The 12,976-nt window shown below is 69.3% G+C and carries 10 protein-coding genes; 6 read left to right on the forward strand and 4 right to left on the reverse strand.

The window, feature by feature from the left end; genetic code table 11:
• Window positions 1-57 precede the first annotated feature (57 nt).
• The 3 genes from acnA to M5E06_RS10045 all read left to right on the forward strand — a co-directional run bounded on the left by acnA (window position 58) and on the right by M5E06_RS10045 (window position 3,600).
• Complete coding sequence (acnA, locus tag M5E06_RS10035) at window positions 58-2,745, forward strand: aconitate hydratase AcnA (RefSeq protein WP_252138040.1); 2,688 nt, start codon at window positions 58-60, stop codon at window positions 2,743-2,745.
• Window positions 2,746-2,998: 253 nt separating this feature from the next.
• Window positions 2,999-3,220 carry a hypothetical protein gene (locus tag M5E06_RS10040; protein ID WP_252138041.1) on the forward strand — a complete coding sequence of 74 codons (222 nt, stop codon included), beginning with the start codon at window positions 2,999-3,001 and terminating at the stop codon, window positions 3,218-3,220.
• Entirely contained in the window at window positions 3,217-3,600 is a 384-nt protein-coding gene (locus M5E06_RS10045; protein WP_252138042.1) for a hypothetical protein, read from the forward strand. Before M5E06_RS10040 ends, M5E06_RS10045 begins: the two co-directional genes overlap by 4 nt.
• Before the next feature lie 129 nt (window positions 3,601-3,729).
• Here the strand turns inward: M5E06_RS10045 and M5E06_RS10050 are convergent, their stop codons facing one another.
• Window positions 3,730-6,858, reverse strand: coding sequence for a PAS domain-containing protein (locus M5E06_RS10050; RefSeq protein WP_252138043.1), 3,129 nt, complete (start codon window positions 6,856-6,858; stop codon window positions 3,730-3,732).
• Window positions 6,859-7,221: 363 nt separating this feature from the next.
• On the opposite strand from M5E06_RS10050, the gene M5E06_RS10055 reads away from it, so the two are divergent.
• Together M5E06_RS10055 and M5E06_RS10060 are read left to right on the forward strand one after the other, a co-directional pair.
• On the forward strand, window positions 7,222-8,271 hold the full coding sequence (locus M5E06_RS10055; protein ID WP_252138044.1) for an amidoligase family protein: 1,050 nt from the start codon (window positions 7,222-7,224) through the stop codon (window positions 8,269-8,271).
• Window positions 8,272-8,281: 10 nt separating this feature from the next.
• The gene (locus M5E06_RS10060; RefSeq protein WP_252138045.1) at window positions 8,282-9,025 is read left to right on the forward strand and encodes a gamma-glutamyl-gamma-aminobutyrate hydrolase family protein; all 744 of its coding nucleotides are present in this window, start codon (window positions 8,282-8,284) and stop codon (window positions 9,023-9,025) included.
• Window positions 9,026-9,152: 127 nt separating this feature from the next.
• Here the strand turns inward: M5E06_RS10060 and M5E06_RS10065 are convergent, their stop codons facing one another.
• A complete protein-coding gene (locus M5E06_RS10065; protein ID WP_109154469.1) occupies window positions 9,153-9,572 on the reverse strand; it encodes a hypothetical protein in 420 nt (139 codons plus the stop codon).
• A gap of 314 nt (window positions 9,573-9,886) precedes the next feature.
• Between M5E06_RS10065 and M5E06_RS10070 the strand changes: the two genes are divergently transcribed.
• Window positions 9,887-11,518 carry a phospholipase D-like domain-containing protein gene (locus M5E06_RS10070; protein ID WP_252138046.1) on the forward strand — a complete coding sequence of 544 codons (1,632 nt, stop codon included), beginning with the start codon at window positions 9,887-9,889 and terminating at the stop codon, window positions 11,516-11,518.
• Window positions 11,519-11,555: 37 nt separating this feature from the next.
• Here the strand turns inward: M5E06_RS10070 and M5E06_RS10075 are convergent, their stop codons facing one another.
• Both M5E06_RS10075 and M5E06_RS10080 read right to left on the reverse strand, forming a co-directional pair.
• Window positions 11,556-12,326 carry an OmpA family protein gene (locus M5E06_RS10075; protein WP_252138047.1) on the reverse strand — a complete coding sequence of 257 codons (771 nt, stop codon included), beginning with the start codon at window positions 12,324-12,326 and terminating at the stop codon, window positions 11,556-11,558.
• Window positions 12,323-12,913: a DUF4398 domain-containing protein gene (locus tag M5E06_RS10080; protein ID WP_252138048.1), complete on the reverse strand. Its 591-nt coding sequence runs from the start codon at window positions 12,911-12,913 to the stop codon at window positions 12,323-12,325. The genes M5E06_RS10075 and M5E06_RS10080 overlap by 4 nt, the downstream gene beginning before the upstream one ends.
• Window positions 12,914-12,976: the final 63 nt, after the last annotated feature.

The raw sequence follows: 12,976 nt of genomic DNA on the forward strand, positions 1-12,976 counted from the left end.
CGACCAAGGCGCACGCCCGACCCAAAGGCCCCAATTCAAGAATTAAGGAGGCTTCCCGTGACCACCTTCACCGGTCAGGATTCGCTCAAGACCCGCCGCTCCCTCACCGCCGGCGGCAAGAGCTACGACTATTTCAGCCTGAAGGCCGCCGAACAGGCGGGTCTCGGCGATCTGTCGCGGCTGCCGTTCTCCATGAAGGTGCTGCTGGAAAACCTGCTGCGGTTCGAGGACGGGCGCACCGTCTCCGTCGACGACGTGAAGGCGGTGGCCCAATGGCTGGTCGACAAGCGGTCCGACCGTGAAATCGCCTATCGCCCGGCGCGCGTGCTGATGCAGGACTTCACCGGCGTGCCGGCAGTCTGCGATCTGGCGGCGATGCGCGAAGCAATGGCGTCGCTGGGCGGCAACCCGACGAAGATCAACCCGCTGGTGCCGGTCGACCTCGTCATCGACCACTCGGTGATGGTCGACTATTTCGGCGGCAACGACGCCTTCCAGAAGAACGTCGAACTGGAATTCGAGCGCAACCTGGAACGCTACGCCTTCCTGCGCTGGGGCCAGAAGGCCTTCGACAATTTCCGTGTCGTGCCGCCGGGCACCGGCATCTGCCATCAGGTCAACACCGAATATCTGGCGCAGGTGGTGTGGGCCGACAACGACCCGTCGGGCAAGCCGGTTGCCTATCCCGACACGCTGGTCGGCACCGACAGCCACACCACCATGGTCAACGGCCTGTCCGTGCTGGGCTGGGGAGTCGGCGGCATCGAGGCGGAGGCCGCGATGCTGGGCCAGCCGATCTCCATGCTGATTCCGGAGGTCGTCGGCTTCAAGCTGACCGGCCGGATGAAGGAAGGGATGACCGCCACCGACCTCGTGCTGACCGTCACCCAGATGCTGCGCAAGAAGGGCGTGGTCGGCAAGTTCGTGGAGTTCTTCGGTCCGGGACTGGACAGCATGACGCTGCCCGACCGTGCCACCATCGGCAACATGGCGCCGGAATATGGCGCCACCTGCGGCATCTTCCCGATCGATGCCGAGACCATCCGCTATCTGACCTTCACCGGCCGCGACCCCGACCGCGTGGCGCTGGTCGAGGCCTATGCCAAGGCCCAGGGCATGTGGCGCGAGCCGGGCAGCCCCGACCCGATCTTCACCGACGTGCTGGAACTGGACATGGCCACGGTGGAGCCGTCGCTGGCCGGTCCGAAGCGTCCGCAGGACCGCGTCGCCCTGTCGGGCATCGCCCAGGGCTTCGCCAAGGACATGACCGACGCCTACAAGGCCGACGATCCCAAGAAGGCGGTTCCGGTGAAGGGCACCGACTACAGCCTTGAGCAGGGCGCCGTCGTCATCGCCGCCATCACCTCCTGTACCAACACCTCCAACCCGGCGGTGCTGGTCGCCGCCGGTCTGCTGGCCAAGAAGGCGGTGGAAAAGGGGCTGAAGCAGAAGCCGTGGGTCAAGACCTCGCTGGCGCCGGGATCGCAGGTGGTCACCGACTATCTCGCCAAGGCCGGGCTGCAGCCCTATCTGGACCGCATCGGCTTCAACATCGTCGGCTACGGCTGCACCACCTGCATCGGCAATTCCGGCCCGCTGCCGGAGCCGATAGCCGCGGCGGTGGAGGAAGGCAACCTCGTGGTCGGCGCCGTGCTGTCGGGCAACCGCAACTTCGAAGGCCGCGTCAACCCGCACACCCGCGCCAACTATCTGGCCTCGCCGCCGCTGTGCGTCGCCTATGCGCTGGCCGGCAACCTGAACATCGACCTGACCAAGGACCCCATCGGCACCGGCACCGACGGCCCGGTCTATCTGAAGGACATCTGGCCGAGCAACCGCGAGGTGCAGGACGCCATCGACGCCTCGCTGACCGCCGAGATGTTCCGCAGCCGCTATTCCGACGTCTTCAAGGGGCCGGAACAGTGGCAGGCCATTGCCACGGCGGAGGGCCAGACCTATCAGTGGCAGGAAGACTCCACCTACGTGAAGCTGCCACCCTTCTTCAGCGGCCTGACCAAGACGCCGGACGCTGTTTCGGACGTGCGCGGCGCGCGGGCGCTGGCGGTGCTGGGCGACTCCATCACCACCGACCACATCTCCCCCGCCGGCTCGATCAAGAAGACCAGCCCGGCCGGCGAATATCTGCTGAGCTATCAGGTGCGGCCGCAGGACTTCAACAGCTACGGCGCCCGCCGCGGCAACCATGAAGTCATGATGCGCGGCACCTTCGCCAACATCCGCATCCGCAACGAGCTGATCCCCGGCGTCGAAGGCGGCGAGACCAAGCATTACCCGTCGGGCGAACGGCTGCCGATCTACACCGCCGCCATGCGCTACGCCGACGAGGGCGTGCCGCTGGTGGTCGTCGCCGGCAAGGAATACGGCACAGGCTCGAGCCGCGACTGGGCGGCGAAGGGCACCCGGCTGCTGGGCATCCGCGCGGTGATCGCCGAAAGCTTCGAGCGCATCCACCGCTCCAACCTCGTCGGGATGGGCATCCTGCCCCTGCAGTTCAAGGACGGCGTCACCCGCGCCGACCTGAAGCTGGATGGGTCGGAGACCTTCGACATCGCCGGCATCGAACAGGACCTGCGCCCGCGCAAGGACGTCACCCTGACCCTGACCCGCGCCAGCGGCACGGTGGAGACCTACCCGCTGCTGCTGCGCATCGATACGCTGGACGAGGTGGAGTATTACAGGAATGGCGGCGTGCTGAACTTCGTGCTGCGGAATCTGGCGAAGTAAGGCCTTGCTCCAATAAACTGCCGACAGGGAATAGCTTTCCCTGTCGGTAGCCCGGAGACAGCCGGCTCCGATACCGGAGCGTGTGGTGCGGAAGCGCCACTCCCTCGAAAGAAGCGCTTGACCCTCGGCGACCGTTGCCCTACCCCTTCGGATAGGTAGGTAGCTAGGAACCTACCTATTTGGACAAGCCCTCGAACCCGGCCTACGGATCCGCATCTTGCGCGAGCCGGGGCGAACAACATGGGTTAACGCCATGCCGAACCTTCAGGACGTCGTCGACAATCCCGAACTGCTTCAGGAGTCGATCAGGACCATGATGAGCCTGCGTGGCAGCCGCGGTGAGGTTTGCTTGAACCACGGCATTCGTACGACGGCAGAACTGGATGCCCTGGTGCGCCGCTCCCTGGAGCACAATGCGTCCGACGACGTCGACGTCGCGGCGTTCCGCCGGCTGTTGGGTATTGAACAGGAATGAGCGACGGTGCCGGTGCGGCGGCATCCGCTCCCCCGATCATCATTTCCGATAGTATCCGACAGCAGATCTACACGAACTATGTCTGCTTCCTGACCGAGGCCTGTCGCGTCTTCCGGCTGCCCCTGTCCTGCGTCGAGTACAGCCAGCAGGAGCTTGCCCTCGCCATCGACGAGGCGGAGATCGACGTGCAGGCGATGCAGGCGCGCCGCTCCCGTACCCACGGCATTTCACCCGGCAAGATCGCCGGGGTCCTGGCGTTTCGGCTCAGCCGCTTCAAGATCGTCCATTTCAAGGAAGCGGCCTGGACGAACAGCCACTTCCATCTGGTGCAGGAATTGGCGGCCACTCTGCTGGTGCGCAAGCTGTTCATGCCCTGCTAAGTGCCCGCGAAGAACATCCTCGAACTCAGCTACCAGCTCTCCCGCCGCCATGCGAACCAGGAGACCGCCGGGCTGTTCTTCGACGCCTTCGTGGCGGAGGCCGGCTGAACCCCGACCTCCGCCCTCGCCTCACGCCGCCCCGGCGCTCGCCATCATGCGGCGCAGGTCGTTGGGGAAGACCGGCTTGTGCAGGATGCGGAAACCGCGGCGCTCGGCCTCCTCCTGGCGTTCGGAGCTGGTGTCACCGGTCAGGATGATGCCGGGAATGGTCTGGCCCAGCATGGTCTGGACGGCACTCACCGCCTCCGGACCGGTGCGCCCTTGCTGGAGCTGGTAGTCGGCCAGCACGATCTGCGGGCAGCGGCCGTCGGCGCGCAGCCGTTCCAGCGCCTGATCGCCCGACTTGGCGGTCAGCACGTCATAGCCCCAGCCCTCCAGGATCGCCTTGAGGCCAAGCAGGATGATCGCCTCGTCGTCGATCACCAGCACCATGCCCTTGGCCGCAGTGGCCCCCGTGGCCGCCGGGGCGGCAATCGTCGCTGCGGCCCCGCCGCCGCCGCTCCGCCCGCCGAAGGCGTTGGCGATGGCGCTGATCGCCTGCCCGCGGTCGTTGGCAGCGGCATCGTTGGCAACGGAGTGGCGCGCCAGCGTCGCCGCGGCGACGGCGGTGCCGCCGGTCGGACGCGGCGTGCTCCGGGCGTTGCTCTTGGGAGTGCCAAGGATCACCCGCGGCAGCTCGACCGCGAAGGCCGAGCCCCGGCCCTCCCACGAGCGCACCGTCACCGGATGGCCGAGCAGGCGCGACAGGCGCTTGACGATGGCCAGCCCAAGGCCGAGGCCGCGCTCGCTGCGCTCGCCCAGCTGGGTGAATTCCTCGAAGATGTCCTCCAGCCGGTCGGCGGGGATGCCGCTGCCGGTGTCCCACACCTCCACCCGCATGCCGGACGGGGTGCGGCGGCAGCCCAGCAGCACCTTGCCCTTGGTGGTGTAGCGCAGCGCGTTCTCGACCAGATTGCGCAGGATGCGTTCCAGATGGGCCGGATCGGTGCGGACCCAGGCACGGGTCGGCACGGCGCGCAGTTCCAGCCCCTTCTGGGCGGCGCGCGGTCCGTATTCGGCGACCAGCCGGCCGAGCAGCTGGTTCAACCGCACCTCGACCGGGGTGGCGACGATCTTGCCGGATTCCAGCCGCGACATGTCCAGCAGACCGTCCAGCAGAGTCTTCAGCGTGTCCAGCCCCTGGCGGATGTTGTCGAGGATCGGCAGGGCCGGATTGCCCTGCAGCCGGTCGCTCAGCGCCGCGGTGAAGAGGTAGAGCGACTGCACCGGCTGGCGCAGGTCGTGGCTGGCGGCGGCGAGGAACTTCGACTTGCCCTCGTTGGCCTGATCGGCCTCCTCCCGCGCGCGGCGCAGCTCGGCCTCGGCCTTCTTGCGGTCGGTGACCTCGACGGCGGCGCAGGTGACGCCCTCCACCCGGCCGGAGGGGTCGCGCAGCGGATCGACGGTCAGATCGAAGAAGCGGTCCTCGCCCTTGCAGCGGATGCGCACCTCTTCCCGCGCGCCAACACCGCTCTCCATGACGCGGCGCTTCAGCGCCATGATGCCGTCGGCATCCTCGCCATGATCGGTCAGGTCGGTGTCGGTGCGACCGATCAGCGCGTCGGGCGCGACGCCGAGCCACTCCGAATGCGCCCAGGTGTAGCGCAAATCCTGGTCCTGGTTGAACACCACCACGCCGGAATTGCGCAGGCCGGTGCGCACGCGCTCCTCGGCGACGCGCAGCGCCTCCTCGGTGCGCTTGCGCTCGGTGATGTCGATGCCGGTCGCGATCAGGTGGGTGACATGGCCGTCGGCGTCGACCATCGGGGTCAGGTTGACGTCCACCACCATTTCGCGCTGGGCCATCTCCCGCGATGCCGACTCCCGTCCCGGCGCCAGCCGCAGACCGGCGTCGAAGCGGGAGGAGCGGCCGCCCGCCCCCAGCGCCAGCGCCTGCCGCAGCCGCTCGCGTCCGGCCTCGTCGAAGGACAGCCAGCAGATCTCGTCGAAGGGACGGCCGACGATGCGCGCGGCCGGCAGCCCGGCGGCATCGGCCGCGACGCGGTTGACCTGGGCCACCGCCCCGTCCGGCGTCAGCACGCCGACGAAAGCCGGCAGCGCGTCCAGCACGGCGCGGATGTGGCTCTCCGACTGGCGCAGCGCGGCTTCCCGCGCCTCCAGCCGGTCGGCCATCGTGTCGAAGGCGTGGCCGAGCTGGCCGATCTCCGACGAACGGTCGGACAGCTTGACGCGGGTGGTGGTCTTGCCCTCGCTCCAGTCGCGGGCGGCCGAGACCAGTGCGTCGACCGGTCGGCGGATGAACAGGGTGCCGCCGATCCAGGCGGCGGCGGCGGCGACCAGGAAGCCGGACAGGGTCATCAGCAGCCCGTCGCGGGTGGCGCGGTCCACCACCCCCATGGCTGCACCGCGGTCGACGCCGACGCTGATGAACAGGTCGCGGATGCCGGCGGACGGCGGGGAGTAGGCGAGGATGCGCGACACGCCGTCCAGCCCGGGCAGCATGGCCACGCCGGCCTCCCTGTCCGACAGCAGCGACAGATAGCCGTCCGGCAGCCGTTCGCCGGCACGGCCCTGGGTGCCCGGCAGCTTCACCAGGATTGTGCCGGACCGGTCGGCGACGGTCAGGGTGGTGTTCTCCGGCATCGGGCGGGCGGCGAACATGGCGGCCAGCCGCGACACGTCGAGCGACAGGGCGACCACCCCGGCCCGCCGGCCTTCGGAATCGGCATAGGGAGCCGCGACCGGCAATTCCCCGCCGGTGTCGCCGGAATGGGTGATCGTCCATTCGCCGACGGAAAAGCGCCCCTGGGCCATCGCCCGGCGGAAATGCGGCTGGGCCGCCAGCGAGGCGCCGATGCGCGACGGGTCGGCGCTGCACAGGATGCGGCCTTCGCCGTCGGTGACCGATAGGGTGCGGTAATCGGCGGAGCGGACGGCCAGCCGTTCCAGATAGGGCTGGCAGTTCTCGATCTCGCCTCGGCGCAGGAAGCGCGTCTCGGTAATTGCGGTGACCATCAGACGGGCGCTGTCGATGATGCGGAAATGCTCGCTTTCCACCTGACGCAGCAGCCGCTCGGCCTGAAGCGTGACATCGGCTTCGCGCTCCGCCCGCTGTTCGAGCACGCTGTAGATCTGGATCCCGATCGCCGGAAGCACCGCAAGCAGGACCAGGATGAAGAGGCGTGCCAGAAGGGTCATGGCGTAGACGAGGCTCCTCCGCGAAGCCGACCGGATGGAACACCAGATGCGCCACCGTGCCGCGTGTCTATCGCTAACGCACTTATGGTTAAGCGCCGGTTAATTTAGAGAACTGCAGCACAGCATAAACGGAAGGACATGAACGAAAGTCGGCAGATTTTCTCTAAAGTGCCGGTAATCGAGCAACATTAATATCTAAACTCCAAACATACCACCATCGGACGGCTATCGTCGAAAGGGGTATGCCCGCGTTTCTGCCCTGATTCCTCACCTGCGCGATGATCCGCAACTTCTCCCGCCCCCAATTTTCGCCAAGGTTCCGGTCAGGGAACAGCGTGCGGAATGCGCTGTTGAAGGCTTGCAATGACCACACCCTTCCTCCTCCCCCCGCTCCGCACCACTCCCCAGGGCACGCCGCGCCGTGTGGGGGTGGAACTTGAATTCGCCGACCTGGACGCGCCGTCGGCCGCAGCCTGCGTGAACCGGCTGTTCGGCGGGACGGTCGCCGTCGAGAACCCGCACCGATGTCTGGTGACGGGCACCCGGCTCGGCGACTTCACGGTGGAGCTGGACATGCGCTCCGCCCACAGCGGCAAGGGGGGAGCGGCGATGCTCGACCCGTTGCGTCCGCTGTGGGGCAACATCGGCAGCCTGGTGATGCCCTTCGAGATCGCCGCGCCACCGGTGACGGTGGAGCAGATGCCAGAGCTGGAGGAGATGGTCGCCCGCCTGCGCGCGCTGGGCGCCGCCGGAACCGAGGCCAGCCCGCTTTTCGCCTTCGGCCTGCATTTCAATCCGGAGGTGGCGCGGACCGACGCCGACTACCTGCTGGACACGCTAAAGGCCTTCCTGCTGCTGGCCCCCTGGCTGCGGCGGGAGATCCGGGTCGACGTCACCCGGCGGCTGTCGGGCTTCATCGCCGCATTCCCGACGCCGTATGCCGCCAAGGTGGTCGATCCGGCATACCGTCCCGATCTCGGCGGGCTGATCGACGATTATCTGGCCGACAACCCCACCCGCAACCGCGAGCTGGACCTGTTCCCGCTGTTCGCCCATCTCGACCGCGACCGGCTGGCCGCGGCGATGCAGGATCCGCATATCCGCCCGCGCCCGACCTTCCATTACCGGCTGCCCAACGCGCGGCTCAGCGACCCCGGCTGGTCGCTCGCCGCCGACTGGAACCGCTGGGTGACGGTGGAGCGGCTGGCCGCCGACCGCGCCCTGCTGGACGGTCTCGGCACCGATTACCGGCGGGCGGCCGAGGCGCAGCAGCTGGACGGCTGGGCCGAACGCATCGACGCCCTGCTCGCCGCCAATCCGGCCCTGCGCAATTCGACTCTGGGCAATTCGAATCCGGACGGGGCCGCCGGCCAGAACGGCGCCCTGGACGACTCCGCCCGTCAGGCGGGCTGAGGGGATCGGGATGGCATCCATCGTCGGCAGATCCCGGCCGCTGGTCGGCATCACCGCCTCGATCCATGGCAGCCGCATCGCCGCCATGGCCAACCGGCTGGCCCTGTGGCGGGCCGGTGCCTCGTCGGTCCGCATCACGGCCGACACACCCTTTCCCATCGACCGGCTGGACGCGCTGGTGGTCGGCGGCGGCGACGACATCGACGCCTCGCTCTACGGCGAATCCGCCCGCCCGCAAATCCGCATCGATCCCGAACGCGACCGGCTGGAGATGCGGGCGCTGGACTGCGCGGCGAAGATCGCGCTGCCGGTGCTGGGCATCTGCCGCGGTTCGCAGATGATCAACGTCCACCGTGGCGGCTCGCTCCACGTCGACATCCACGAGGTGTACGAGGAGGCGCCGCACATGCGCACCGTACTGCCGCGCAAGCGCATCTGGATCGAGCCGGACAGCCGGCTCTACCGCATCCTCGGCATCGCCGAATGCCGGGTGAACGCCCTGCACCACCAGTCGGTGGACCGTGTCGGCGACGGGATGCGCGTCGTCGCCCGCGAACGGGCCGGCGTCGTCCAGGGCATCGAGGCACCGGACGAGCCCTTCCTGATCGGCGTGCAATGGCATCCGGAATATCTGGTCGCCGACAACCGCCAGCAGGCGCTGTTCCGCCGTCTGGTCGCCACCGCCGCCGGCACCGCTCCGCTCGACGATTTCGTGGAGGCTCCGCCCCGCCGTTCGGTCCGCGCATCCGGCTGACGGCGGGCTTGCGTCGCATCACCCTTCCCGGCGCCCTTCACGGGCCTTCAACGGCGTCCAAAACGACGCGGGCGCCGCCGGAGGGATGGCTCCGGGGCGCCCGCGGTGACTGCCGCGATGCGGACGGTTACTGGCTACCACCCTGGTCCGGGCCGCAGTTCGGGGTGCCCGGCGGGCAGTGGGTGCCGGTGGCGGTCTGGTTGTCGCGCGGAATGTTGCTGCCGGTGTTGTTGCCCATGCCCGACGGCGCGGTGGTCACGCCCGGCATCGACGAACCCGAGCCGTTGCTGTAGGTGCCCGACGAACCGGACGTGCCCGGCATGTCCACACCGCCGGTCGAGGAACCGGCCGACGGCGAGGTGGTTGCGCCCGGCGTGGTGCGGACGACGCCGTCCGGCCCGGTGTAGCCGCTGCTGGTGCTCGGGGCGGTGTCGTAGGCGCCGCTGCTCTTGACGGCGCCGGGGCTCTCTGACTGAGCCGTCTGGGCCATGGCCGGTGCGGCCATCAGGAGAACCGCAGAAACGGCGCCGATCATCAGGTTACGCATCCTCGAACTCCTTCATGGTGGCAACGCCTCGCATTCGGGCGTCTTTCAAAATGAGGCGAACGTCGCGCCTCGAGCCGCTTGGCGACTTCCGGCGCGTGCCTCGCGTCTTTCACCGGTTTAGAACAGGGCAGCACGAACTTGGTTTCGGTCTTCGCCTTTTCTTTTTTTGGAAGCCTGCGGCAAAAGCGTACCGCACCGGTCTCCTTCGGCGAGATACGGAAGCCCAGCCGGCCATGCGGGAACAACGGACCTGCACCGGGGTTCAAGCCGCGAGGCGGACGGTCCCCCGCCGCCCACAAGCCCAACGTGCCCCGATGAAGCTCAACTCCTCCGCCCTTCCCGCCGATGCTCCCGAGCCCGGGCCGTCACCGCCGGCAACCGGCCCGGTGCTCCGCCCCGGCCTCACCTGCTGGCGGACGGAGCGGGCCGGGCGCGTGGCGGTGCTGGTCGACGGCGCCGACTATTTCGTCGCCGCCCGCGCCGCGATGGAGCGGGCGCGGCAGTCGATCCTTCTGGTTGGCTGGGACATCGACCCGCGCATGCGCCTCGATCCCGACAGCCGGGAGACGCTGGGCCGCTTCCTCGCCCGGCTGATGCGGTCGCGTCCCGGCCTGCATGTGCGGGCGCTGAAATGGGACATGCCCTTTCCCATCGCGCTGGACCACCCGCACGAACCGCTGGAACGGCTGGACCGCAGCACCGGCCGCCGGCTGACCGCCCGGCTGGACGGCGAGTTGCCGGTCGGCGCCGCCCAGCACCAGAAGCTGCTGGTGATCGACGATGCGCTGGCCTTCTGCGGCGGGATCGACTTCTCCTTCGACCGCTGGGACACGTCGGAGCATCGCGACGACGACCCGCGCCGCCGCTGTCCGAACGGCGAACCCTATGGCCCGCGCCACGACGTGATGATGATGGTCGACGGCGATGCCGCCCGCGCGCTCGGCGAACTGGCGCGGGAGCGCTGGCGCAGCGCCACCGGCGAGGCGCTGGAGCCCTGCCCTCCCCCCGATCCGGAGTCCTCCGAGCATGATCCCTGGCCGGCTTGCCCCCTGCCCGACTGCGCCCACCCGGTCTTGACCGACGCGCAGGTCGGCGTGTCGCGCACCGTGCCGGCAACCGACGGCCATCCGGCGATCCGCGAGAGCGAGGCGCTGACCTTTGCCGCCATCGCCGCGGCGGAGCTGACGATCTATCTGGAGAACCAGTATTTCGCCTCCGCCCGCGTCGCCGAGGCGCTGGCCCGCCGTCTGGCCGAACCCGACGGGCCGGAGGTGGTGCTGGTGGTGTCGATGGAAAGCCCGAGCTGGTTCGACCGCATGGCGATGGACACGCCGCGCGCTGTCGCCCTGCGCTGCCTGCGCGAGGCCGACCGCTTCGGGCGGCTGCGCGCCCTGACCCCGGTGACGGAGCAGGGCCGGCCGGTGATCGTCCATTCCAAGGTGGTGGCGGTCGACGGCCGGCTGCTGCGCATCGGTTCGTCCAACCTGAACAACCGGTCGATGGGCTACGACACCGAATGCGACCTGACCATCGAAGCGCCGCCGGAGGACGGACCGGAGCAGGACCGGGCGAAGGCCGCCATCGAGGGGGTGCGCAACCGCCTGCTGGCCGAGCATATGGGCATCGGGCAGGACCGGCTGGAAGTGGAGATCGCGAAGACCGGCAGCGTGGTCGGCGCCATCGACCGGCTGCGCCGGCCGTCCGGGCGGCGGCTGGCGGATTTGCCGGCCAGCGATCCCAGCCTGACCGAACAGGCCTTCGCCGCCCTGCGCATCGCCGACCCGAACGACCCGAACGAGGCCTGGGCTCCGTGGAAGCGCCTGCCCTCGCCGCCGCGCTCCGCCCTGCGCGCCGGCGTCGCCGCGTTGCTGACGGTCGGTCTGGCCACCGGAGCCTGGGGCGTCTTCCGGGCCATGCAGGCAAAAAAGCACCCCGCGCGCGACTGACGCCGGCGCGGGGGGCCCGGGTAGGAGTGGTCGACGGTTAGCGCGTCTCCGCCACCCTGCCGTCGTCGGAGATGACGATCTCGACGCGGCGGTTCTGCTGGCGGCCGGCGTCGTTGCTGTTGCTGGCGACCGGCTGCGCCTCACCCATCCCCTGGGTAACGATGCGGGACGGCGAGACGCCGCGGGCGGTCAGCGCGTCGCGGACGGCGTTGGCGCGGGCCTCCGACAGGCGCAGGTTGGTGGCGTCGCTGCCGGTGTTGTCGGTGTGGCCCTCGATCCGGATGGTGCGGCCGGGCTGCGCCTGCAGGAAGCGGGCAAGCCGGTCGACCCGGTCATAGGCGCCGGGGGTCAGCTCCGCCCGGCCGGTGGCGAACAGGATGTCGCCCAGCGTCATGACCAGCCCGCGCTCGGTCCGCTGCGCCTGCAGGTCGCGCAGCTGCTGCTCAAGCTCCGTGTTGCGGGCCTGGAGACGGTAGGTGTCGGCGTTGGCGACCACGGTTTGGGCGCCCTTCACCCCGGCCGTCTCCTGGGCGATCTGCACCCGGCGGCTGGCGATGTAGGCCTGATGGTCGACCTCGGCGCCGTCGGCGCCCTGGTCGCGCAGCGCCTCGGCCCGGCGCAGCGCCTGCTCGGCATCGCGCAGCTGCAGCGGAGCGTTGCCGGCGACCTGCGGATTGGCGGCGGCGAGGCTGTAGTCCTGGCGCGCCTGGGTCAGGGCGGCGCTGTCGGTCGGCTGGGTGGCGCAACCGGCGAGCCCGAGGCCCAGCCCGGCCAACACGAGGATGGTGCGGGGAGCGAACGCGGTCATTGACGCACCTCCGGATAGCTGTAGCCCCAGCTGTTGCCGCCGCTCGTGCCGCCAATGGTGCCGAGGGAACCGGCCGGCGCGGGAGGAGCGGCAGGTGGAACGGCATTCGGAACGGTGGCCGGAGCCCCGTAGCTGGAGCCGCTCAGGTTGGAATCGCCGTAACCGGACGTGCCATAGCTCGACCCGCTGTAGACCGGCGCCGCGTTCGGCGCGGCAGCCGATTGCGGGGCGTTGGGGATGGCGGACTTGGCCACCGCGGTGGCGGCCTGCTGCGTCACCGCGCGCTGCGAGGTCACCGTCGCCAGTTCGGCATCGACGCGGGCCTCCTCGGCGAGACGGCGGGCACGGGTGCGTTCGTCGGCCCGCATCGCCTTGTCGGCGGAGGCCAGCTTGTCACGGGCGCTCTGCAGCGCAACGGGAGCGTATTGCAGGGCGTTGGCACGCTCGGCCTCCTGCACCGCCTGGGAAGCGGCGCCAAGCTGGGCGGTGGGCGGCGGCACGTCGGAGGCGCAGGCGGCCATGCCCAGCGCCGCCGACAGCACGGCGGCGGCTCGCCACCGGATCGGGTTCGCGGATTTGCGGGTCATCGGATCGGTTCCTTTCGGATCGGGCTTCACGCCGGAAACCGGGGGTCTGGCCGGAAGGCTATG

The sequence above is a fragment of the Azospirillum sp. A1-3 genome (genome assembly GCF_023806445.1).
Classification (GTDB): domain Bacteria; phylum Pseudomonadota; class Alphaproteobacteria; order Azospirillales; family Azospirillaceae; genus Azospirillum.